Below are 21,351 nucleotides of genomic sequence, written 5' to 3'. Positions count from 1 at the left end.
CCGTGGCAATGAGTGTCGAATCTCTGATGCCGAAAGGCGTTGAGCACATGTCGCGTGATTTCAGCTTCACCGATGCCGCGATGTGTCGAATCTCTGATGCCGAAAGGCGTTGAGCACTACCACCGCAATGAACAGGAGATGAGCAAGCGCCCGTGTCGAATCTCTGATGCCGAAAGGCGTTGAGCACAAGTATTAGGGCTGTTTGTCTACACTCATTCCAATCGTGTCGAATCTCTGATGCCGAAAGGCGTTGAGCACACCCATAGGGAGAGTTCGAGTCTCTCTCGTTAACCGTGTCGAATCTCTGATGCCGAAAGGCGTTGAGCACAAGATGGAGAACAAGGCACAGTAATCAATTCATCGTGTCGAATCTCTGATGCCGAAAGGCGTTGAGCACAGTCAAAGCAATCAAATAAAAGTTTATCGGCTTTATCTGTGTCGAATCTCTGATGCCGAAAGGCGTTGAGCACAAATTGGACTAGATAATTTTGCGATCGCTGACGGATTCGTGTCGAATCTCTGATGCCGAAAGGCGTTGAGCACATTTGAGATGTCATGGATCGCACTCCGTTACAGAATGTGTCGAATCTCTGATGCCGAAAGGCGTTGAGCACAAAGCCAAACTGCGAAGAAGATTATGTTTGCCTTGGGTGTCGAATCTCTGATGCCGAAAGGCGTTGAGCACCAAAAGGATTAGATTGAGAATCTCTTGATGCTTCTGTGTCGAATCTCTGATGCCGAAAGGCGTTGAGCACGAGCTGGAGGTTGAAGTAATCTTCTCAAATACTCCGTGTCGAATCTCTGATGCCGAAAGGCGTTGAGCACCGAGAGGAAACTGCAACCGTGAATAAAGGAGGGATTAGTGTCGAATCTCTGATGCCGAAAGGCGTTGAGCACGAACAACCTATTGCGATCGGTAAAGCTAATATTAGTGTCGAATCTCTGATGCCGAAAGGCGTTGAGCACTACTTAGGTAATCAAGAAGGGCAGGCAAAATGTTGTGTCGAATCTCTGATGCCGAAAGGCGTTGAGCACCTAAATCTTGAGCCAAAGACTCAGCTAAATGTAATTTGTGTCGAATCTCTGATGCCGAAAGGCGTTGAGCACGATTCTTACGACTGTATTCTGATAATCCTCCCTCTGGGTGTCGAATCTCTGATGCCGAAAGGCGTTGAGCACATATTACTGGCATAGCTTTAAAAAAGTGAAGTTTGTGTCGAATCTCTGATGCCGAAAGGCGTTGAGCACTACTACGCGATCGCCACATTCAATGCTTTGGGACTGTGTCGAATCTCTGATGCCGAAAGGCGTTGAGCACTATTAGAGTCCTTCACAAATGGCGGTCTATCCGATGGTGTCGAATCTCTGATGCCGAAAGGCGTTGAGCACTAGCTTTATCCTCAAACAGAAAATAATCTTTGTCATGTGTCGAATCTCTGATGCCGAAAGGCGTTGAGCACGTGAAGAAGAATTAGATTGAGAATCTCTTGATGCTGTGTCGAATCTCTGATGCCGAAAGGCGTTGAGCACAATTCTGCAACCTTTTCATCGGTAAGCGCGATCGTAGTGTTGAATCTCTGATGCCGAAAGGCGTTGAGCAAAACAAAATTTTTGTGTTCTCAGAATACTAGCCTACGTGTTGCACTTCAGATTTGAATCAGAGATCTATTTTTGAACTTTTAAAACCAGACACTGACGCACCCGCTTTGCGGGCGTTTCAGTATCTGGGTTATAGCTACTTACATTGGGCAAGATAACTCACCAACTTTGCGAGAAAAAAGCATGTTTTCACGGTAATCAACGGGGCAATCAATAACGGCAGGAACATCTTGCTCAAGAGCTTCCTTAAGCGTCGGAATTAAATCCATTGCTGAAGTAACGCGATAGCCTTTAAGTCCCATACTTTCGGCAAGTTTCACAAAATCAGGGTTGCCAAATTTGATAAAAGCCGATCGACCGTAATGGATTTGTTGCTTCCATTCAATGAGTCCAAAACCGCCATCATTAAAGATCAGCGTCACAAAGGGCGTACCAATGCGAGTGGCAGTTTCCAGTTCCTGCATATTCATCATAAAGCCGCCATCACCTGTGACAGCGACAATCTTGAGATCAGGATTGACGAGTTTCGCCGCGATCGCTCCTGGGATAGCGATCCCCATCGCTGCAAAACCATTAGAAATAATGCAAGTATTGGGGCGATCGCAATGGTAATGCCTCGCCATCCACATTTTATGCGCTCCCACATCAGAAATTACGATGTCTTCGGCTGCCATGACTTGGCGCAGATCGTAGATGATCTTTTGTGGCTTAATCGGAAACCCATCATCATGGGCGTACTGCTCATAGGTGGCGAGAACTTGGGGACGCAAGGCGATCGCATGGGGATCTTGCCTTCCTGTGCGATCGCAACGGTGCATAATCTCCATTAATGAATCGGAAATATCACCCACAATTTCTACCTGTGGCATATAGCTGCTATCGACTTCTGCCGTTAGCTCCGCAATGTGAATGATCGGAATTGTACCTTTGGGATTCCATTTCTTGGGTGAGTATTCGATTAAGTCATAGCCAACTGCTATTACCAAATCCGTTTCATCAAAAGCACAATTAATCACATCTCTTTGCTGTAAACCGATTGACCAAAGCGCCAGAGGATGGCGATAAGGAATGACACCCTTACCCATAAAGGTATTTGCCACAGGAATATTTAAGCGCGTTGCAAAATCAGTCAAAGCTTGACTAGCTTGGGAACGAATCGCACCATTTCCAACCAAAATCAAAGGATTTTTTGCTTGAGCAATCAGTAGAGCTGCTTCTGATAGGCTGCGATAGGATGCATACATCGAATTGCGATCGCCTTTAATCAATAAGGGCTGACCCGTCACTTCCATATCGGCAATATTTTCGGGTAAATCAATATGCACTGCTCCTGGTTTCTCAGACTTAGCCAGTTTAAAGGCTTTACGCACAATTTCAGGAGTGATACTAGGACGGACGATTTGCGCATTCCATTTAGTTACAGGCTCAAACATCGCAACCAGATCGAGATATTGATGGGAATTAGAATGCATACGGTCAGTTCCCACCTGCCCTGTAATTGCGATTAGCGGGGCACAGTCCAAATTCGCATCGGCAACCCCCGTCATTAAATTGGTGGCTCCGGGTCCAAGGGTCGATAGACATACTCCTGGTTTGCCTGTCAGCCTTCCATAGACATCCGCCATAAAGGCAGCGCCTTGCTCATGGCGAGTAGTAATAAATTTAATCGATGAGTTTTCAAGGGCATTAAGAACCGCCATATTCTCTTCCCCAGGCAGTCCAAAGATATACTCTACGCCCTCATTTTCCAAACATTTGACTAATAATTCTGCGGTGTTCATAGCTTCCTCACAAATTAAGTTTGGAGTTGCACGCAAAGCGTGTGAATCCAAATAGGGTTTATTTAATCCAGATAGTTTTAATATTCACAAATTCGCGAATACCTTCTAGCCCTAGCTCACGACCAAAACCCGATCGCTTAATGCCCCCAAAAGGAACACGCGGATCGGATTTGACCATACCATTGACAAAGACTGCACCCGCCTCGATTTGTTCGATCGCTGTCTCTATTTCTTGTTGATCATTGCTCCAAAAGCTCGCCCCCAAGCCAAAGTTAGTGCTATTCGCAAGGGCGATCGCCTCGGTCAAATTCTTAACACGAAATACTGACGCGACGGGACCAAAAAATTCTTCTTGATAGGGCGGCGCTCCCAAGGGAATATCTGCCAAAATCGTTGGCGCGTAGAAATTACCTTTCTCTTTTAGTCGATAGCCACCAACTAATACCTTTGCGCCTAGATCGACAGTGGCTTTCACCTGCAAATCTAGTTCATTTAAAATTTGCGGCGTAGCAAGTGGCCCCACGTCAGTTTCAGGTTGCATTGGATCGCCCACTTTTAGAGCTTTGAATTTCTCCACAAATTTAGAAATAAACTGATCGGCGATCGCCTCTTCGACAATAAATCGCTTCGCAGCAATACAAGTTTGACCATTATTCATTACCCGTGCTGTTACTGCGGTGCTTACCGCCAAATCCAAATCTGCACATTTCAGAACAATAAACGGATCGCTTCCCCCTAGTTCCAAAACAACTTTTTTGAGATGATGCCCCGCGATCGCGGCTAGACTTTGCCCCGCAGGTTCACTGCCAGTTAACGTGGCAGCTTTGACACGACTATCCGCTACTAAATTTGCCACGCGATCTGCCCCAATCAGTAAAGTTTGAAATGCTCCTTCAGGCACACCCGCTGCGTGGAAGATTTCCGCGATCGCTAAGGCACATTGCGGCACATTAGAAGCATGTTTGAGCAGTCCCACATTTCCTGCCATCAAGCAAGGTACGGCAAAACGAAATACTTGCCAAAAGGGAAAGTTCCAAGGCATCACCGCTAGAATAATTCCCATAGGTTGATAGCGAATTAGGGTGCGGCTAGCATCGGTTTGCGCGATTGTATCTGCTAAAAATTGGGGTGCATGTTCGGCATAAAAACGACAGAGATTAGCGCATTTCTCGATTTCCGCGATCGCACTTTTCAGTGTTTTCCCCATTTCGAGCGTCATGATAATCCCGAATTCTGTTTTTTTCGCCTCCAGAATATCGGCAGCTTGGTTCATCCATTGGGCGCGATCGCTAAAACTACTATGCTTATAGGTAGCAAAGGTGCGATCGGCAAGTGCCAATTTATGCTCAAGTTCTTGATCTGTCAAAGGCTCGAAAGTCTTTAATACTTCTCCCGTTACAGGATTGATTGATGCGATCGCCATGATCTTTTCTCCATTCCTGAGAAGGCTACAACGAGTTTAGACTTGCCATAGGTAAGCAAAACTCGCTATACAAAATGTTTGTATGCATAAGATCTTAAGTCGTGCGATCGCCAAATATACCGATAATTCAACTAAATTTACGATTGATAGAGATTACTGTTGAAATAATTAGGACTTACGCAGTAGCCCTGCACTCAAGTGCGGGCTAAAAGCTCAAACCCATTGAAACGGGTTGATTAGAAGTATTCTGTAGTCCACTTCAGTGGACTTTAGCTTTTAGCCAAGAACTTGAGTTCTTGGTTTATTTGCGTAAGCCCTAATAATGACAAATTGCAGATCGAAAGGTTTAGAAAATCTCATCAACGACGATCGCCATATCCGCAAACATATTCATTGGAATTGGTTCACCCTTTCCGTAAGTCTGAACCTGTTCATAACTATCCTGATTTGGCAATTTATAAACTTCAAATATTTGCTCTTCAATATTAACAATCCATACTTCAGGAATTCCCGATTTTGCATAAAGAGGAATTTTAACCTCGCGATCGCAATTCAAAGTGGAATCAGAAATCATTTAATAAGTGCTGTGCGATTTAATAAAGCACCAATTCTGGGAAATCTGGATTGGGACTTTATTTTTTCGCAAGTCCCTAACGAGAAATCTCTTTACAAAGCAGAGATTTTACTGAATCACTTGACCTTATACCATAGTATAAGGTCTAAGCTGTAGTTGTTGGATGTAAAAAAGCAAGGATAGCAATGCTGCAAGTTGGTGAAGTCTCTCGCAAATTAGGGCTAAATCCTCAAACGCTTTATTTCTATGAGCGAATTGGGTTAATTCCCTCACCCCATAGAACTGAAGCAGGTTATCGCCTGTTTAGCCAAGAGGATATAGATCGATTAGCGTTTATTACCCATACCAAGGCGATGGGTTTGAGTTTAGACGACATCAGAGAAATTTTGGCAGCTAAAGATGGAAAATCACAGACTTGTCAAGCCGTACATGATTGTCTTCTCAAAAAAGCAAAATCCATCGAAGAGACTATTCAGCAACTGCAAATATTACTTGACGAGCTTCATCCACTTATTAGTCATTGTCAGAGCAATATTGAATGCAAAGATTGCACAAGAGAAGAACAACCTTGTTCTGTGCCAGAAGATCCTCGCTATGAGTTTCATCAAGCTTGTAGCACTTGGCAAGGATCTGCACAAGGATCTTCAGACACACAAAATATCTCAAATCTAGATAGAGAGAAATCTTCCAATACTCTCTAAATAGTATCTCTTTTCAAATCTTGGTAGCACAGGATCTAGAGGTGAGGATATACGGCGCTTCACACCGTATATCCTCACCTCTAGACACAATATTTTGGTCAGTTTTCTGGTGGATTTAGTTTCTTGTTACGAGGTGCGAATAGCCAAGTTTCGGGAATAAGAGGCTCATTTTCCAATCTTTAAGAATTATTAGTTTACAAACCATGACAAGATTATTTTCAGAGCATTTCCCTGCGTCTTCTGCCCCCACTCCTGAACCGCTAAAACTTAGCTGGGTATCAATAGTTTTCTTCACAATCGTGCATGGGTTGGCTCTATTAGCACCTTGGTTTTTCTCATGGTCAGCATTGGGAATTATGATCTTGCTGCATTGGTTCTTAGGCAGTATTGGTATTTGTTTGGGATATCACCGTTTACTTAGTCATCGCAGCTTTCAAGTTCCTAAATGGCTCGAATATGCGATCGCTTTAGTGGGTGCAACAGCTTTACAAGGTGGCCCAATCTTTTGGATCGCAGGTCACCGCTTACACCACGCTCATACTGAAGATGAAGAGAAAGATCCTTACTCCGCCCGTAGAGGATTTTGGTGGAGCCATATGCTGTGGATGATCTATCCTAAAGAAGAGTTTTTCAATCCCAACCTGTATCGCAAATATGCTCCCGAAATGGCACGCGATCCCTTTTATCTATGGCTAGATAAGTACTATCTACTATTGCAAATTCCTTTAGGAGTTGCCTTATATCTACTCGGTGGCTGGTCATATGTGATCTGGGGAATGTGTTTGAGAGCAGTTTTACTATGGCATAGCACATGGTTTATCAACTCAGTTACACACATGTGGGGATATCGCACCTTTGAGACCAATGATAATTCACGAAATCTCTGGTGGGCTGCGATCGTTACCTATGGCGAAGGATGGCACAACAATCACCATGCCTATCCCCATGTGGCAAAGGCTGGATGGCGCTGGTGGGAAGTTGATGTTACTTGGTGGGCAATCCAAGTACTACGGAGCTTAGGATTAGCAACTAAGGTAATCATGCCTCCTGCGGTCAAAAATTAAAAAAAGGTTGATACGCAAAGCGTATCAACCTTTTTGATAGAGCTAAGAAACTGACAAATTGAATTTACTCAATTATCCAATTTACAAAATGGCTGAACACTATTTAAATCATCCCAATTTTGGTTTAATATCCTGCTTATGTAGGGTTGATGAGTTCCATAGTTTGTTTACTACGCTCTTCTCTCAAAGATTATTTTTATTGACTACTATTAGTCCTAATGGTATTTCGTTTGAATCAGTTCCGAGAGCAGATGCTAAGCTCATGGTCGAAAATCAAATGCGATCGCTGCGACATATTGGTTCTCATAACGATCAAAAAGATTTACGAAATATATACAAACGCACTTTTTCCCAATAATATCGAATCTTTATGTCAAAATAGCTTTCTCGTCTAGCTGTCCTAGCTTGTGGACAAATTTCTCTTGAGATTCTGATTGACTGACTAATAGGCGCGATCGCATATTGTTGAGAAAAGACTTTGTTATTATTGTATCTAGGATTGAAAGCGTGGAGCGCATCGAATGCTGTCAAAATCTGAGTCGGTCTTTGCCATTTCACGATCGCTGTCGGTTAATCGCAAAATAATTTTTTGAAATCTCTGACAGATAGAATAGTCGTATTCTCTAATATTTGCACATCCTCGAAGTCCCGATCGCCTGTTATCAGAAAGTCTGCATTGGCAGCGATCGCACAAGCGAGAAATTTGGCATCTTTGCGATCTCTAGGAAAGTCAACTTCGATATTGACTTCAATTAGCCTTGTAACGGTTTGGAGTAAATCAATCCATTCTTGCTGCACTTCTTCGCTTAACTTGAGTTTTCGCCGTTGTAAAACTTCATTGCCGCAGATACTAAGATATTCGTGTCAATAACTACTTTCATTGTCCATTTCTATATGCGTTAATTTCTGCTTCGATATCTGCGTCTGTAATTGTGCTGATTTCGGGTAGGGCTTGAGTCTTTTTAAATAAGGCTTTGAGCTTTTGGCTAATTGCGGCTCGGTCATATTCAGGTAAGACGATAATTTCTACGCGCTGTCCTGCCTGAAATGGTAAGTTTGAAAGGACAACTCGCTCTGGATTTTCTATGGTGATATAGGTCTTGTAGGTTTCCATTGGTTCTCACGGAGTTAAATAAATTTATTAATCCTATTGTATCAAGGCTTGAAAGGGGCGATCTCGGTGGATTTCTCTACCAACGGAGGGATTGAGTTGAACTAGCCAGATTTCACCTCTATTCATATTCGTAAAAGTCCTTGCCATCAAGGGCTGTTAGGGCTGTTAGTTCTGGATCGTTGGTGTAGTCGTCAACGGCAAGTAGGGCGGCAATTTTTAGTTGTTGGTTAATTTGGGTGCGGGTGGGTTTTGTTTGAGTTAGTAGTCTTTGTAAAAGTGTTTCTGCTATTTGGAAGCAGTCTGCTTGAGAGAGTTTGGGAATGGTTTGGAGGATTTCTGTAATTGTAATCATGGTGTTTCTCTCCTATTGTATCAAGGCTTGAAAGTGGAAAGAATTACTAAATCAAAAGGTTCTCAAATGGTTTATTATTCCAGCGATAGACATTGAAATCGCGGCGATCGACTGTCAATATGCGCCCACTGTTTAACTGCTCTGCTAAAACGACTAAGGAGGCATCTGCCATATCCATTGGGAGATCTGCGTATTTTTCCATGAGAACGATCATGCGATCGATGTGTGTTGGTTCAAGGTCGAATATTTGAAAGGCTCCTAAGACAAAGCTTTTTAGAAAGTTAGATTGGGCGGTGTGGCTGACTCTTGCGGCTAAAAAGTAACAGGTTTCGGTAATGACAGGGAATGTCGTAATCATTGGTTCTTGGATTGTTTCAAAGGCTCTTTGGGCTGCTAAATGGGCAGAATCGCGGCGATTGAAAAGTGCGACAAAGGCTCCTGTATCAACTATGATCATGCTTTTTGAGAATGTAGGATTTGACTACGGATTTGTAGTTAGTTGAGAGATCGGGTTCTCCTTCAATACATCCAACTAAGCCGAGTTCTGTAAATATTTGGAGGGGGCTTTTTTGTGTGGGTGCTTTATTGACTTGATACTGTGGTCGCGAAATTTCTTGCAGGATTAGCTGTGCTAGTTGGTCTTGTCTCTCTTTAGTTAGTTTAGTTGCTGCGGTAAAGGCTTGTTCGAGTAGGGTAGTCATGGTGTTTTTCTCCTATTGTATCAAGGCTTGAAAGCGTGGATCGTGGCGGATGTTGTCAAAATCTGAGTCGGTCTTTGCCATTTCGCGAGACTTCTCAGGATCGAGTTGAATTGCTTTTTGCAGGTTCTCTAAGGCAAGTTTGATCGTATTTAGCAGAGAATAAGCACAGGCTTTGTTGTAGTAAAATTTTGGCTCATCAGGTTTAATTTCTAATGCTTTGTCATAGGAATTGATCGCTTCTTCGTATTTGCCTAGATTAAATAGTGCAAAACCTCTATTGCTCCATGCTTCGTGGAAGTCAGGTTTGATTTCTAGGGCTCTGTCATAGGAGAGGATCGCTTCTTCGTATCTACTTAAACTATCCAACGCAGTACCACGGTTGTGCCATGTAAAGTAGAAATCAGGTTTGACTGCTAATGCCTTGTCATAGGAGGCAATTGCCTCTTCATATCGGTCTAGTTCACTTAGGACATCTCCACGATTGTCCCATGCATAGTGGAAGTTAGGTTGAATAGCCACTGCCTTGTCATAGGAGTCTAAGGCTTCTTCATATCTAAGTAATTGTCTTAGCGAATCGCCTCGGTTATTCCATGCATAGTGGAAGTTAGGTTTGATAGCTAATGCCTTATCATAGGAGGCTATTGCTTCTTCATATCTGCCTAATTCATCTAGTGAAATGCCTCGATTATTCAATGTATCATGATCGTCAGGTTTGATAGCTAATGCCTTATCATAGGAGGCAATTGCCTCTTCATATCTGCCCAGTTCACTTAGAGCATCTCCACGATTGTCCCATGCATAGCGATCATCAGATTTTATAGTTAATGCCCTATCATAGGAGGCAATTGCTTCTTTATATTTACCTAGTTCACTTAGAGCATCTCCGCGATTGTTCCATGCATAGTAAAAGTTCGGTTTGATAGCTAATGCCTTATCATAGGAGGCAATTGCCTCTTCATATCTACCTAGCTCAAATAGGGCAATGCCAAGGTTGTCCCAAGCTTCGTAGAAGTCAGGCTTGATTGCTAGTGCCTTGTCATAAGAGAATATTGCCTCTTCATATCTGTCTAGTTGTCTTAATATATCGCCTCGACTGTTCCAAGTATGAATATTGTTACCGATAAAATTCTTAACATAATCAAGATATTGCTCATTTTCTTTATTCTCAAATAATAATATGATTTCTTCAGGAATATCTTCTTGCTGTATACGATACCATTTAAAAGATTTAGCTATTACTTTTGTTCTTTCCACCTTATTATCTACGCTATCTACAAAAGAACCTTTTGCTTTCAAATACTGTAATTTATGCTCATCTATATCATAAAAAGTAATAGTACCAAATCCAGGAATGTATGAATCTCTTCTATCTTGCCTAACAAGTTTTGTAGAGGCTTTGTAGTAGTATAAAACTGTATTATTCTTGTTTTTGTCAACAGAAATGCAATCTGCTTCAAATCTTCTGAAAATAGAATTTTCTTGTATATTAAGACCTGTGATAGCCAACTTATCTTTCGAGTCTTCTGTGATACTATGTTTAATGTAAATCAAGCTGTATGACTCATCTCCAATGATGTTTTCAAACCAGTATCCTTCAATCGGAGTAATATCCTCACTGCAAAAAGAAGTATTAGATTCTTTGTGGATACTCTCTAAAAGTAGCTCTAACTTTTCGGAGTCACCAGCATAGTTTGGGTTTAGGCGTATAGTTTCAATGTAGTCAGCAACAGCGCCTGCAACATCACCTAACTCATATCTTGTAAGTGCCCTTACATAATAAGTACTCGCATTTTCAGGGTCAATATTAATTACTTTATCGTAGGAAGCTATCGCTTCTTCGTATCTTCCTAAATTAAATAGCGCAATGCCTCGGTTGTACCATGCTTCGTGGTAGTCAGGTTTGATTTCTAAGGCTCTGTCATAGGAGGCGATCGCTTCTTCGTATCTTCCTAAATTAAATAGCGTAACGCCTCGGTTGTACCATGCTTCGTGGTAGTCAGGTTTGATTTCTAAGGCTCTGTCATAGGAGGCGATCGCTTCTTCGTATCTTCCTAAATTAAATAGCGCAACGCCTCGGTTGTTCCATGCTTCGTGGTAGTCAGGTTTGATTTCTAAGGCTCTGTCATAGGAGGCGATCGCTTCTTCGTGTTCGTTTGCGGCAGCATGGATGAGTCCTTTCTCAACCCAAAGTTCTGATGTTCGCGTTGGATCTGAGCTTTCGTCAATATAGGATTTGATTTGGCATAGCTTGGCAATGCGTTGTTCCTTTGTTTGCTGCTGATATTCATCAAAGCTTCCGTCTGAAGCTAAATGAAAAGCCTCTTGATCGACTAGGGATTTTTCGGTGGAGATGTCATAGATATTTGACCGCCAATCGAAGAAGGCAGGGGCGCGGCGAATGAAATAGCGCAGGGCAAACTCTGGTAAAAGGAAGACAATACAAAATTTAAAATTATCGCGAAAGAGTTCCCGACTAAGGTTAAGATTTCCCAAAACGCGCGGAGCGCCTTTTCCTATACCACCATATATGGAACTTTTGCTTCTGAGACTAATATCATTCATTTCCCTATCTTCATAAGCAAAAATTGAATACTCTATCCCCCTGATAAAGAGAACATTGATTTGATTGCAGTTTGGCAAAGTAGCAACAAGATCGTAAAGATTATCAATAGACTCCTTCAATTCCAAAGACTCAATTGTTTTGCTAGGTAAGTCAGCGCAAACATGATTGACAATCTGGACACTTTGCACAGGAGAACAACGCACAAACAGCACTGAAAAACCATCTGTATGTCTCAGAGATTGCACTAGTGATTCATATTCCTCACCATAATCAAATAAAACAGGTTCAGGCATATCAATTACTCCCGATCGCCAGTCAAAGAAATCAGGAGCGCGACGGATAAAGTAGCGAAAGGTAAATTCGCGTATTAGAAAAACAAAACAGAATTTAAAATTATCGCGAAAGCGTTCACGGCTGAGGTTTAGATTCCCTAAAACACGTGGAACACCTTTCCAAGTTCCACCATATAAAGAACTCTGACTTCTAAAATTAACATCATTTTTTTCACGATCTTCATAGGCAAAAATAGAGTGTTCTATGCCCTTAATAAAGAGAACATTAATTTGATCGCGATTTGGTAAAGCAGCAACATGATCATAGAGATTATCAATCGATTCCTTTAATTCCAAAATCTCAATTGTTTTGCTAGGTAAGTCAGCCCGAACATCAGTAAGAATCTGATCGCCTTGCACAGGCGAACAACGCACAAACAGCAACGCAAATCCATCAGTACGCTTAAGCGATCGCACTAGTGATTGATATGCCTCATCAGCATCTAACGGTAAATCCTGCTCCCAGTCGATTTCTTCTGACTTCATCGTTTTGTTACTACTGCTCCTTCTTAGCTTTAGCTAACTCTGCTGACGCATCTTTAAACTGCTGAATACTTTTAATCAAGGGATGCACATCATACCAAGGCTGAAGTTCGCCCTCATCATCAAAATAGACATACTGCAACACACAGCGATTGAATAACAATTTACGATAGTCTTCAGCATTATCGATTTGTTTGTCACGAGCCACCTTTGCCAGTAGTTCCCATTCCTCTTGCTCCACCGTACGGCGATAGGTATCCTTTGCTTGCGTAATACTACGCTGGATCGCCTTGTCTGTAATTGGCAAAGCATCAATATAATCGATCGCTGATCGCATCAATAGCATCAAATTCCGTACATGACCACCACTCATCAAACAGAGTCTCTGTAACCCTTGCATACTGCCAAATATATCAGGAACTAAGTTAAGATCAGCTTTATTAATCCGCTTCGTAATGATTTCAATAATTTTAGCAATTCCCGCCTCATCGGTTTCTCCTTTAGGAGTCTGTACCATCACCATCGGCAAAATCTGCGGATCGCCATAAATATCGCGCAGATCAGACGCTCGACTCGAATAAACCATCGAAATCGGAATTGTATAAATAACATGGCAATTTAAACCCTGCAACTGTTGCGCCCGATCCAAAAAAATCTCATCGTGAATAGTACGCCCATGATCTTTGGGAATTGGGACAATTCGGTCAAGATTATCTGCGATCGCCACTAAATGAGTTTTGCCTTTAGGCAGTTTCCGCTTCGCATCATCAATAAATTCATTCAGGGCATTGAGCAAGGTAATCGTATGAGGATTTACCTTTTCACGAATCTTTTGTCGCTCCGAAGGAATCGCCCGAATGCTTGCTGTCAGCTTGGCAAATTGTGTAATCTGTGCCTCAACACTCAACTTCTCAAAGCTAATTTCTGTGAGTGCCAAATCCTTAAGATCATTCCAGCGATCGCGTAACCATCCAAGAATTGGTGTAGGGTCAGCATCTTTCAGCCCTTCTAGTAAATGCCTTGTACAAGACAGCAAAATATCCGTATATTCAGCATCTTCAGGATCGATGTCATCCTCATCCGCCGCAAAATAGACAACCAAACATCCTTTCTTTTCTAAATGATCCTTTAGCCGCAATAACTCTGTAGATTTACCACCCCCACGATGCCCCGTATATAACTGACAGACCATACGATCTGACCGCAAAATCTTATTCCCCAAGTCCACCAAAATATTGGTGTCACCTCGCACCTCTGCACAATCTACATAGGCAGGATCGCCCGCAGGCAATGGCTCAAACGGATCAAAAGAATTATAAATCTGAGTCAGCAGATCTTGAGACATGAGGTTAGATTGCAGGATGTTTTGACAGCATTATAGACCACCAGTTTAATTACTGGGCAAGTTAGCCATGCGATCGCAACTTTCAGCAATAGAACTAAACCAAGAACTCAAGTTCTTGGCTAAAAGCTCAAGTCCACTGAAGTGGACTAAATAATACTTCTCCGTAACCCGTTTCAACGGGTTTGAGCTTTTAGCCCGCACTTGAGTGCAGGCTATTGCTAAGCAAAAATCAGCGATCGCTCTGCTGCGATCACTTCACCGATGCGGTTCGTTACAAAACCTTGAGATTGAAAATAGGCGATCGCATCATCTGCTTTAGTTGGATCAACGACTACCGCCATGCCAATACCCATATTAAAAGTATTAAACATATCTAGTTCGGGAACTTCTCCCTCAGACTGGAGCCACTGAAACAGAGCAGGAATTTGCCAACTATTGCGGACAATTTGTACTGCTTGACCTTCACCGAGGCAACGCGGCAAGTTTTCGGGTAAACCGCCGCCTGTAATGTGTGCTAGTCCGTGAATACCGAAATTGGATTTGAGCGCCGCCAAAACTGGCTTGACATAAATCTGAGTAGGCGTGAGAAATATTTCAGCTAAAGTTAAATCCTGCGTATCAATTGAAATTTCTAACTTATCGCTCCAGCTATAGCCTTTGCTTTCGATAATCTTGCGGACAAGACTGAAGCCATTGCTATGCACACCTGAACTCGCCAAACCAATTACCACATCGCCAATATTTACCTGCGTGCCATTAAGCATTTCCGACTTTTCTGCGATCGCAACACAAAAGCCCGCCGCGTCATATTCGCCCACACCATAGAAACCTGGCATCTCCGCCGTTTCGCCACCAAGCAAAGCACAACCTGCCATCTGACAACCATCAGCAATGCCCTTAACCACTTCAGCGAGTTGATCGGGTTCGAGTTTGCCAGTGGCTAAATAATCTAAGAAAAATAAAGGTTCTGCGCCAGAGGTCAGCACATCATTCACGCACATCGCCACGAGATCGATGCCGATCGTGTCATGTTTATTGGCTGCCTGAGCAATCTTCAGTTTTGTGCCAACACCGTCTGTCCCTGAAACGAGAACGGGTTGCCGATAACCTGTGGGCAATTCAAAACAGCCACCAAAACCACCAAGATCGCCTAGTACGCCCAGACGATGGGTTCTTGCAACAGAATCGCGAATTTTTTCAACGAAGGTACGACCTGCTTCGATGTCTACACCCGCTTGACGATAATCCAAAACCTCTAACTCCCGATACTTTTTTGATTTGAAACATCTGCTCTAACACAGTGTTAGACACTTTGCACCCATTCTAATGACAATCTTTTTTGTGATCGCATACAGTCTTTTAGGTAAAGATTTATGAGGCTCTGATAAGGAATTCCCACTTCTTCAGATAGATTCTTGAAATAATCTACCACCTCCTCTTCAAGGCGAATCGTCATTTGCTTCTTTAATTTCTTAAAGTATGGATTTTGAACTGAGTCAGAAAAATCGTATTCATCTTTCATAAGGAAAACCTACGATATTGTTGAACCTCTTGCTTAGTTGCCTTACGGGCTGAAATAATCCTAATGATGCCATTTTCTTCTTTATAAACATGACACACAACTATAAGGCGAAGCGAACCGCTAATACCTAAGAGAATGTATCGTTCTTCGTCTAAAGAGTGGTCTGAGTCGTAGCGTAAGCGTGCATTTTCATCATAAAACACGGTTTGCGCTTCTTCAAACGAAATTCCATGCTTTCGTTCGTTGACAATAGCTTTTTGATCATCCCAGTCGAATGCTAACTCGCTCATGCCTACATTGTAACTACAAAGTAGTTTATAAGCAATCTATAAAGCCCAAAACTGGTTCGGCGGGCTTCGCCCGCCGAACCAGTTTTGGGCTTTATTAAATTTTCGTTCCTAATTACCCAATTCGTCAGCGCGACGGGTTGCGGCAAGCACGGCTTCAATCATGGCGGAACGCAAGCCTGCTTTTTCTAACTGGGTGATCGCAGCAATGGTTGTACCAGCGGGACTAGTGACTTGATCCTTTAACTGAGCAGGATGTAGCTTAGTTTCACTTAATAATTGTGCTGTCCCTAAAACTGTTTGGGTGGCAAGCTGCATCGCGATCGCTCTCGGCAATCCCGCCGCCACACCACCATCAGCCATTGCTTCAACCATGAGCGCAACGTAAGCGGGCCCAGAACCAGACAAACCCGTCACAGCATTCATCAGCGACTCGGCAACTTCGACAACCGTACCGACCGCTCCAAAAATTTTTCGCACAGCATCTAGCTGCGCTGTAGTTACTAATGCATTAGCTGCGATCGCAGTTACACCTGCACCTACCTGAGCTGGTGTATTTGGCATGGCTCGGATAATTGACTTAGAAGGAAACATCCCCTCTAACTGAGCCAAAGTTACACCAGCTAAAATTGACACAATACAAGGTGCAGGAGCATTTGCGAGTCCTATTGCCGCCGCATTTAGCGACTGTGGCTTAACCGCTAGCAGCATAATCTCTGCATCGGCAGCCACTAAATTATTTGGCGTAACTTGCACGCCATACTTTTTTTCTAAGAGCGCACGACGCTCTGGCATCGGGTCACTGACGCAGACATCGGATGGCAGGTAAATATTACTAGCGACAAGGCGAGACAAAATTGCCTCACCCATTACACCGCCACCGATAATACTGAGTTGAGCTTTCAAAGATTCACCAATAACCTAAATATTATTGAGCGAAACGGCTAACTGGAGCTTCAGATGCCCATGCTGGAGCAGGAGCTGCGGTAGGACGTACTACGCGAGGCTGAGGCATTGGTGCTTCGTTCAATACTGAAGATTGTGATGAAACTTGAACGCAGGAAGGTGCAAACAGGAAGATGCTATCGCCAATGCGTTCTTGATGACCATCAAGGGCATAAGTACCACCAGCAACAAAGTCAACTGCACGTTGAGCTTGATCGGGATCCATCATCGTCAAGTTCAGCACAACTGATTTGCGTTCACGCAATGCTTGGATTGCTTGAGGCATTTCTTCAAAGCTGCGAGGCTCCATCACCATTACTTGGGACAAACCATTTGCAGCGCCAGGCATACCAATTACATTGCTCATGTTTTCAGAAGTTGCTCTTAAAGCGGTGGGACGTTCACGGGTGCGGCGAGCTTGAGGCTCTTCAGGTTCTGGTGCGATCGCGCCATTATCTTCTTGATAAATGTCTTGGTATTCACGGCCAGAAGCTTCATCGTACTCATATTCGTACTCTTGAGCTTCAGACAGACCAACAAAATCCTTGAGCTTAGTAAAAATTCCCATCGTAATTAACTCCTAGTGTTTGCTCCTCAGTTTTGGCTTGGAAACCGAAACATCATACTTCTAGACTAGATGAGGAGTGCAATCTAATAAAGCAGTCTTAAACAATGTAAAGAGTTGCTTTGTCTAGTTGTGCTAAGTTGCCTTTTCTGTCCAAAACAGTATTGACAAAATATTTACTCGCAGACTGTAACCGATAACAGGCAAAAAAGCTAGATATGGTTACTAAATTTTTTTAATACGACAAAACACGACTTTTATTTGACAAAGCCTTGTAGCACATAGGGCTTAACTACTTAAGTAAACTAGTTACCTATGAAGAGTCCTTTTTGATATTTAACAAATTTTTAATAACTAGGTAAACTTGTTTGCTACTAAGGACTTAGCTAAATCAATTTGTTTTTTGCTAAGAGCGTCTATGTGAGTCTAAATGATGATAATTGCACAATGTGATATCACGATAAAAACTTAGTTTGACATTATCTTTCTAATAGTTTTTCGTATTAGTAATCACAAAAGACAAAAACCATAACTTCAAAATGGTTAGACATATCTTGAGTCAATACTGATTTTGGAATATCAGTATTTTTATTCTCAATTAGAGTGTTCTAGGATACAAAAATTACAGGAATTTATTGTACTGCCATCGGTAAATTCAAGCTGTGATTGTCAGGATTAGTGAAACCCTCAATGTAAATGAGAAAAACTGTTTGGCTTAGAACGCTAAACTTATAACAGGTTTATGCATATCTGGCAAGAAAATCTAATATTCGTTAAGGCTGAGTTTGCCAGCCCTAACAAATTGCTTGTACCTAAAATTATTGAGCAAAAATCTGGCTACCGACGCGAATGATCGAAGCACCTGCTTTGACCGCGATCGCATAGTCCGCCGACATCCCCATTGAGAGTTCTTGAATATTATGCCAACCGAGCGATCGCAGTCTTTCGGCCAAGTTAGCCACGCGATGAAATACTTCATAGGCTTGAGAATCGTCTAAGCCAAGTGGCAATATCGTCATCAGTCCCACGATATTAAGATTTCGGAGTTTTTCTAGCTTGGGTAAATCAGCTAAGAGTTCTGATTCTGACCAGCCAGACTTACTGGGATCATGAGCTAGCTTGACTTGTAGTAAAAGCTTAGGTGATTTATTCAGTTCGGGAATGAGGCGATCGCATTGCTCCGCAAGACTAAGCCGATCAATAGAATGTATCCAGTCAAATTGCGAGATCGCAGCTCTTGCCTTGTTACTTTGCAAGGAACCAATCATGTGCCAAGTGATATCGGTTAAATCCGCTAATTCTTCTTGCTTAATTTTTGCATCCTGTACCCGTGATTCTGCAAAGTCGCGTACATCTGCGGCATAGGCTGCGCGTATTGCCTCAGTAGTCGTATATTTGCTGACAACAACGAGTTTTACCTGCGGCGGAATTTTGGCACGAATTTGATTTAGGCGTTTTGCGATTATTTGACAGAGCGAATCAGGATTGACTTCAGACATGAAATGTAGTTGTCAAGTTTGGAGTGCGGATTTTGCTAAACTACTATAACCTGAATATTTCTTAATACTCTTTTCGCCAGAATTTCCCAATGCGTATCTCCCTTAATTGGCTCCGTGAACTTGTAAACTGCGATCTCTCGCCGCAAGAGCTAGATGAAAAACTAACGATGGCAGGCTTTGAGGTCGAGTCAATAGAAGATCGCAGGACATGGGCTGAAGGAGTTGTGGTTGGTCATATCCTTACGGCTGAGCGACACCCCAATGCCGATAAATTACAGGTATGTAAAGTAGACATCGGCGCACCTGAGCCTTTACAAATCGTCTGTGGGGCGGCAAATGCTAGACAGGGTTTGTTTGTACCTGTAGCCACGATTGGTACTTATTTGCCAACGGTTGATCTGAAATTGCGTCCCACTAAGTTACGTGGCGAGCGTTCTGAGGGAATGATTTGTTCACTTGCAGAAATTGGGCTAGCTAAAGAATCAAGCGGTATCCATGAATTTCCTGAAGGCGTGACCGTTGGGTCAGATGTGCGTCCATTGCTGGGACTCGATGATGCGATCCTTGATGTGACTTCAACAGCTAACCGTGCCGATGCCCTGAGTATGGTGGGGATCGCCCGTGAAGTAGCGGCTTTGCTTGGTAAAGAAGTGCGTTTGCCCTTAGCAACTTCAGATTCTCAGCCAAAAGCGGCTAATTGGGTAACGGTAGAAGAGCCTAAATCCTGTCCTGCCTACGTTGGGACATTGATTAAGGGCGTAAAAGTTGCACCTTCGCCTGATTGGTTGAAGCGTCGTGTTGAAGCCGCAGGAATGCGCTCTATCAGCAATATTGTCGATATTACCAATTACATTTTGTTGGAATGGGGACAGCCGCTCCATGCCTTTGATACAGATACTTTGGCACATGGCTTCAAAATTGGCGTGCGCTTTGCAAAAGCTGGTGAAAAAATTAAAACCCTGGACGAAGCCGATCGCAGTCTCACCACACAAAATTTGTTGATCACGTCAGGAGATAAACCGATCGCAATCGCAGGTGTGATGGGTGGTGCAGAAACTGAAGTTTCTGAAAAAACTATAAATATTGTTTTAGAAGCAGCTCTATTCACGCAAGTCACCACAAGGCGATCGGCTCGTGCTCAAGGGCTTCGCACCGAAGCATCGGCACGCTATGAACGCGGCGTTAATCAAGCTGCGATCGAATCTGCCTCGGCAAAAGCGGTGCAGATGATTATGGAGATGGCTGGTGGTGAAGTCGTAGAACAGAGCATCGTGGATGCACGATCCAAGGAAGTTCGCGTGATTGATTTGCGATTAACTAAGGTGTGGCAAGTCCTTGGTGAAGTCGATCGCGACGATGATGACGCATTAGCTTTACTTTCTGAATCTGAAGTCGAACAAACTCTCAAAGTACTGTCCTTTGAGCTGGTAAAGCAACCGATCGAAGAAGGCAGCTATGCTACATGGAAAGTAACTGTCCCTCCCTATCGTTATGCCGACATTGAGCGCGAAATCGACTTAGTGGAAGAAATTGCGCGGATCTACGGCTACGATAAATTTGTGGAAACACTACCTGCGCGAACTGAGTTTGGGTTCCTTTCCGCCGATCAAGAAGGTGGTCGGATGATTCGAGCCGCCTTTCGTGCTGTCGGCTTGAACGAAGTAATGCATATGTCCCTATGCAGTCCTGCTGAATCGCATCAGGTGAAAATCAACAATCCTGTAGCAATCGAATATGGCGCTTTGCGTGGTGATTTACTTACTAATCTGATTGAGTCATGTGCTTTCAATATTAATCAGGGCAATGGAATCCTGAATGGTTTTGAAATTGGTCGCGTGTTCTGGCTCGATGAAGCTGGTACTGATGAAACCGATCGCATTGCAGGTATTTTCGGCGGCGACCCGACCGTCGGCACTTGGCAGCATGAATCCAAGCCCATGAATTTCTACGAAGCAAAAGGCTTGCTGGATTCTGTCTTCCACAATCTCTGCGTCTCAGTCGAGTATCAACCCGATCAAAAAGATACAAGATTGCATCAAGGACGAACTGCATCGCTATGGATCTCAGGTGAACGCCTCGGTACATTCGGTCAGTTACATCCCCAGCTACGCGCCGAAAAAGAACTCCCTGATGAAATTTATGCCTTCGAGCTAGATTTCTACACATTGCTTGATGCGATGATGAAAAAGTCAATTCCTACTTTCCATCCTTTCTCTACTTACCCCAGCAGCGATCGCGATATTGCCTTTTTCGCGCCATTGAAGTTCACCGTTGCCGATATTCAGCGATCGATTACCCATGTGGGCGGCGAGTTGCTAGATTCTGTAACTCTCTTCGATCAATACATCGGTAAAGGCGTTCCTGAAGGTTCTCGCAGTCTTGCCTTTAGACTAGTTTATCGAGCTAGCGATCGCACGCTCACTGATGCCGACATTAATCCTATCCATCAGAAAGTCCGCGATTTACTCGAAGAGAAGTTTCAAGCAACATTGAGAAGTTAG

The 21,351-nt window shown here is 43.2% G+C and carries 20 protein-coding genes and 1 CRISPR repeat array (1 of these 21 running past the window's edge); of the genes, 4 read left to right on the top strand and 16 right to left on the bottom strand.

Annotated features, from left to right (window positions below; translation table 11 throughout):
• Positions 1-1,601: direct repeats of the CRISPR family, unit length 35 nt; unit sequence GTGTCGAATCTCTGATGCCGAAAGGCGTTGAGCAC (it extends 3,505 nt beyond the left edge of the window).
• 138 nt (positions 1,602-1,739) lie between these two features.
• From PseudUWO311_RS08205 to PseudUWO311_RS08195, 3 genes are all read right to left on the bottom strand, one after another.
• Complete coding sequence (locus tag PseudUWO311_RS08205; protein WP_142654708.1) at positions 1,740-3,380, bottom strand: acetolactate synthase large subunit; 1,641 nt, start codon at positions 3,378-3,380, stop codon at positions 1,740-1,742.
• 58 nt (positions 3,381-3,438) lie between these two features.
• Positions 3,439-4,803, bottom strand: a complete 1,365-nt coding sequence (locus PseudUWO311_RS08200; RefSeq protein WP_142654707.1) for an NAD-dependent succinate-semialdehyde dehydrogenase — start codon at positions 4,801-4,803, stop codon at positions 3,439-3,441.
• A 346-nt stretch (positions 4,804-5,149) separates the two neighbouring features.
• The gene (locus PseudUWO311_RS08195; RefSeq protein ID WP_142654706.1) at positions 5,150-5,377 is read right to left on the bottom strand and encodes a Uma2 family endonuclease; all 228 of its coding nucleotides are present in this window, start codon (positions 5,375-5,377) and stop codon (positions 5,150-5,152) included.
• A 185-nt stretch (positions 5,378-5,562) separates the two neighbouring features.
• On the opposite strand from PseudUWO311_RS08195, the gene PseudUWO311_RS08190 reads away from it, so the two are divergent.
• The 3 genes from PseudUWO311_RS08190 (at position 5,563) to PseudUWO311_RS08180 (ending at position 7,500) form a co-directional block, all read left to right on the top strand.
• Positions 5,563-6,078 (top strand): heavy metal-responsive transcriptional regulator, encoded by a 516-nt coding sequence (locus tag PseudUWO311_RS08190; RefSeq protein WP_142654705.1) that lies wholly within the window; start codon positions 5,563-5,565, stop codon positions 6,076-6,078.
• A gap of 203 nt (positions 6,079-6,281) precedes the next feature.
• On the top strand, positions 6,282-7,142 hold the full coding sequence (locus PseudUWO311_RS08185) for an acyl-CoA desaturase (RefSeq protein ID WP_142654704.1): 861 nt from the start codon (positions 6,282-6,284) through the stop codon (positions 7,140-7,142).
• Between the two features lie 88 nt (positions 7,143-7,230).
• Complete coding sequence (locus tag PseudUWO311_RS08180; protein WP_142654703.1) at positions 7,231-7,500, top strand: PipX family protein; 270 nt, start codon at positions 7,231-7,233, stop codon at positions 7,498-7,500.
• Positions 7,501-7,712: 212 nt separating this feature from the next.
• Here the strand turns inward: PseudUWO311_RS08180 and PseudUWO311_RS08175 are convergent, their stop codons facing one another.
• The 13 genes from PseudUWO311_RS08175 to PseudUWO311_RS08115 form a co-directional block, all read right to left on the bottom strand.
• Positions 7,713-7,991: a putative toxin-antitoxin system toxin component, PIN family gene (locus tag PseudUWO311_RS08175; protein WP_223807500.1), complete on the bottom strand. Its 279-nt coding sequence runs from the start codon at positions 7,989-7,991 to the stop codon at positions 7,713-7,715.
• Between the two features lie 28 nt (positions 7,992-8,019).
• Positions 8,020-8,256 (bottom strand): hypothetical protein, encoded by a 237-nt coding sequence (locus PseudUWO311_RS08170; protein WP_142654702.1) that lies wholly within the window; start codon positions 8,254-8,256, stop codon positions 8,020-8,022.
• 118 nt (positions 8,257-8,374) lie between these two features.
• Entirely contained in the window at positions 8,375-8,608 is a 234-nt protein-coding gene (locus tag PseudUWO311_RS08165; protein ID WP_142654701.1) for a hypothetical protein, read from the bottom strand.
• A gap of 46 nt (positions 8,609-8,654) precedes the next feature.
• The gene (locus tag PseudUWO311_RS08160) at positions 8,655-9,065 is read right to left on the bottom strand and encodes a type II toxin-antitoxin system VapC family toxin (RefSeq protein ID WP_142654700.1); all 411 of its coding nucleotides are present in this window, start codon (positions 9,063-9,065) and stop codon (positions 8,655-8,657) included.
• Positions 9,052-9,309 (bottom strand): CopG family transcriptional regulator, encoded by a 258-nt coding sequence (locus PseudUWO311_RS08155; RefSeq protein WP_142654699.1) that lies wholly within the window; start codon positions 9,307-9,309, stop codon positions 9,052-9,054. Before PseudUWO311_RS08155 ends, PseudUWO311_RS08160 begins: the two co-directional genes overlap by 14 nt.
• A gap of 12 nt (positions 9,310-9,321) precedes the next feature.
• Positions 9,322-12,690, bottom strand: coding sequence for a tetratricopeptide repeat protein (locus tag PseudUWO311_RS08150; protein ID WP_142654698.1), 3,369 nt, complete (start codon positions 12,688-12,690; stop codon positions 9,322-9,324).
• A gap of 10 nt (positions 12,691-12,700) precedes the next feature.
• The gene (locus PseudUWO311_RS08145) at positions 12,701-14,032 is read right to left on the bottom strand and encodes an AAA family ATPase (protein ID WP_142654697.1); all 1,332 of its coding nucleotides are present in this window, start codon (positions 14,030-14,032) and stop codon (positions 12,701-12,703) included.
• Positions 14,033-14,250: 218 nt separating this feature from the next.
• A complete protein-coding gene (gene purM / locus PseudUWO311_RS08140) occupies positions 14,251-15,282 on the bottom strand; it encodes a phosphoribosylformylglycinamidine cyclo-ligase (protein WP_142654696.1) in 1,032 nt (343 codons plus the stop codon).
• Positions 15,283-15,335: 53 nt separating this feature from the next.
• Positions 15,336-15,554 carry a CopG family antitoxin gene (locus tag PseudUWO311_RS08135; RefSeq protein WP_142654695.1) on the bottom strand — a complete coding sequence of 73 codons (219 nt, stop codon included), beginning with the start codon at positions 15,552-15,554 and terminating at the stop codon, positions 15,336-15,338.
• Positions 15,551-15,844 carry a BrnT family toxin gene (locus PseudUWO311_RS08130; RefSeq protein WP_142654694.1) on the bottom strand — a complete coding sequence of 98 codons (294 nt, stop codon included), beginning with the start codon at positions 15,842-15,844 and terminating at the stop codon, positions 15,551-15,553. Before PseudUWO311_RS08130 ends, PseudUWO311_RS08135 begins: the two co-directional genes overlap by 4 nt.
• Before the next feature lie 108 nt (positions 15,845-15,952).
• Entirely contained in the window at positions 15,953-16,747 is a 795-nt protein-coding gene (proC, locus tag PseudUWO311_RS08125) for a pyrroline-5-carboxylate reductase (RefSeq protein WP_142654693.1), read from the bottom strand.
• A gap of 22 nt (positions 16,748-16,769) precedes the next feature.
• The gene (locus PseudUWO311_RS08120; RefSeq protein WP_103669507.1) at positions 16,770-17,354 is read right to left on the bottom strand and encodes a cell division protein SepF; all 585 of its coding nucleotides are present in this window, start codon (positions 17,352-17,354) and stop codon (positions 16,770-16,772) included.
• 815 nt (positions 17,355-18,169) lie between these two features.
• The gene (locus PseudUWO311_RS08115) at positions 18,170-18,850 is read right to left on the bottom strand and encodes a YggS family pyridoxal phosphate-dependent enzyme (protein WP_142654692.1); all 681 of its coding nucleotides are present in this window, start codon (positions 18,848-18,850) and stop codon (positions 18,170-18,172) included.
• Positions 18,851-18,939: 89 nt separating this feature from the next.
• Between PseudUWO311_RS08115 and pheT the strand changes: the two genes are divergently transcribed.
• Positions 18,940-21,351 carry a phenylalanine--tRNA ligase subunit beta gene (gene pheT, locus PseudUWO311_RS08110; protein WP_142654691.1) on the top strand — a complete coding sequence of 804 codons (2,412 nt, stop codon included), beginning with the start codon at positions 18,940-18,942 and terminating at the stop codon, positions 21,349-21,351.

Origin of the sequence: Pseudanabaena sp. UWO311 (assembly GCF_006937785.1) — a bacterium.
In the GTDB taxonomy this organism is placed as follows: domain Bacteria; phylum Cyanobacteriota; class Cyanobacteriia; order Pseudanabaenales; family Pseudanabaenaceae; genus Pseudanabaena.
This window is presented reverse-complemented; position numbering and strand designations above follow the sequence as displayed.

Bases quoted from the DNA above. Each gene is read 5' to 3' on its own strand.
- PseudUWO311_RS08130 (WP_142654694.1), bottom strand. From the start codon at position 15,844: ATGAGCGAGTTAGCATTCGACTGGGATGATCAAAAAGCTATTGTCAAC.
- PseudUWO311_RS08195 (WP_142654706.1), bottom strand. From the start codon at position 5,377: ATGATTTCTGATTCCACTTTGAATTGCGATCGCGAGGTTAAAATTCCT.
- PseudUWO311_RS08200 (WP_142654707.1), bottom strand. From the start codon at position 4,803: ATGGCGATCGCATCAATCAATCCTGTAACGGGAGAAGTATTAAAGACT.
- PseudUWO311_RS08145 (WP_142654697.1), bottom strand. From the start codon at position 14,032: ATGTCTCAAGATCTGCTGACTCAGATTTATAATTCTTTTGATCCGTTT.
- PseudUWO311_RS08115 (WP_142654692.1), bottom strand. From the start codon at position 18,850: ATGTCTGAAGTCAATCCTGATTCGCTCTGTCAAATAATCGCAAAACGC.
- PseudUWO311_RS08190 (WP_142654705.1), top strand. From the start codon at position 5,563: ATGCTGCAAGTTGGTGAAGTCTCTCGCAAATTAGGGCTAAATCCTCAA.
- PseudUWO311_RS08150 (WP_142654698.1), bottom strand. From the start codon at position 12,690: ATGAAGTCAGAAGAAATCGACTGGGAGCAGGATTTACCGTTAGATGCT.
- PseudUWO311_RS08135 (WP_142654695.1), bottom strand. From the start codon at position 15,554: ATGAAAGATGAATACGATTTTTCTGACTCAGTTCAAAATCCATACTTT.
- pheT (WP_142654691.1), top strand. From the start codon at position 18,940: ATGCGTATCTCCCTTAATTGGCTCCGTGAACTTGTAAACTGCGATCTC.
- PseudUWO311_RS08180 (WP_142654703.1), top strand. From the start codon at position 7,231: ATGGCTGAACACTATTTAAATCATCCCAATTTTGGTTTAATATCCTGC.
- PseudUWO311_RS08205 (WP_142654708.1), bottom strand. From the start codon at position 3,380: ATGAACACCGCAGAATTATTAGTCAAATGTTTGGAAAATGAGGGCGTA.
- PseudUWO311_RS08185 (WP_142654704.1), top strand. From the start codon at position 6,282: ATGACAAGATTATTTTCAGAGCATTTCCCTGCGTCTTCTGCCCCCACT.
- PseudUWO311_RS08160 (WP_142654700.1), bottom strand. From the start codon at position 9,065: ATGATCATAGTTGATACAGGAGCCTTTGTCGCACTTTTCAATCGCCGC.
- PseudUWO311_RS08165 (WP_142654701.1), bottom strand. From the start codon at position 8,608: ATGATTACAATTACAGAAATCCTCCAAACCATTCCCAAACTCTCTCAA.
- PseudUWO311_RS08155 (WP_142654699.1), bottom strand. From the start codon at position 9,309: ATGACTACCCTACTCGAACAAGCCTTTACCGCAGCAACTAAACTAACT.
- PseudUWO311_RS08120 (WP_103669507.1), bottom strand. From the start codon at position 17,354: ATGGGAATTTTTACTAAGCTCAAGGATTTTGTTGGTCTGTCTGAAGCT.
- PseudUWO311_RS08170 (WP_142654702.1), bottom strand. From the start codon at position 8,256: ATGGAAACCTACAAGACCTATATCACCATAGAAAATCCAGAGCGAGTT.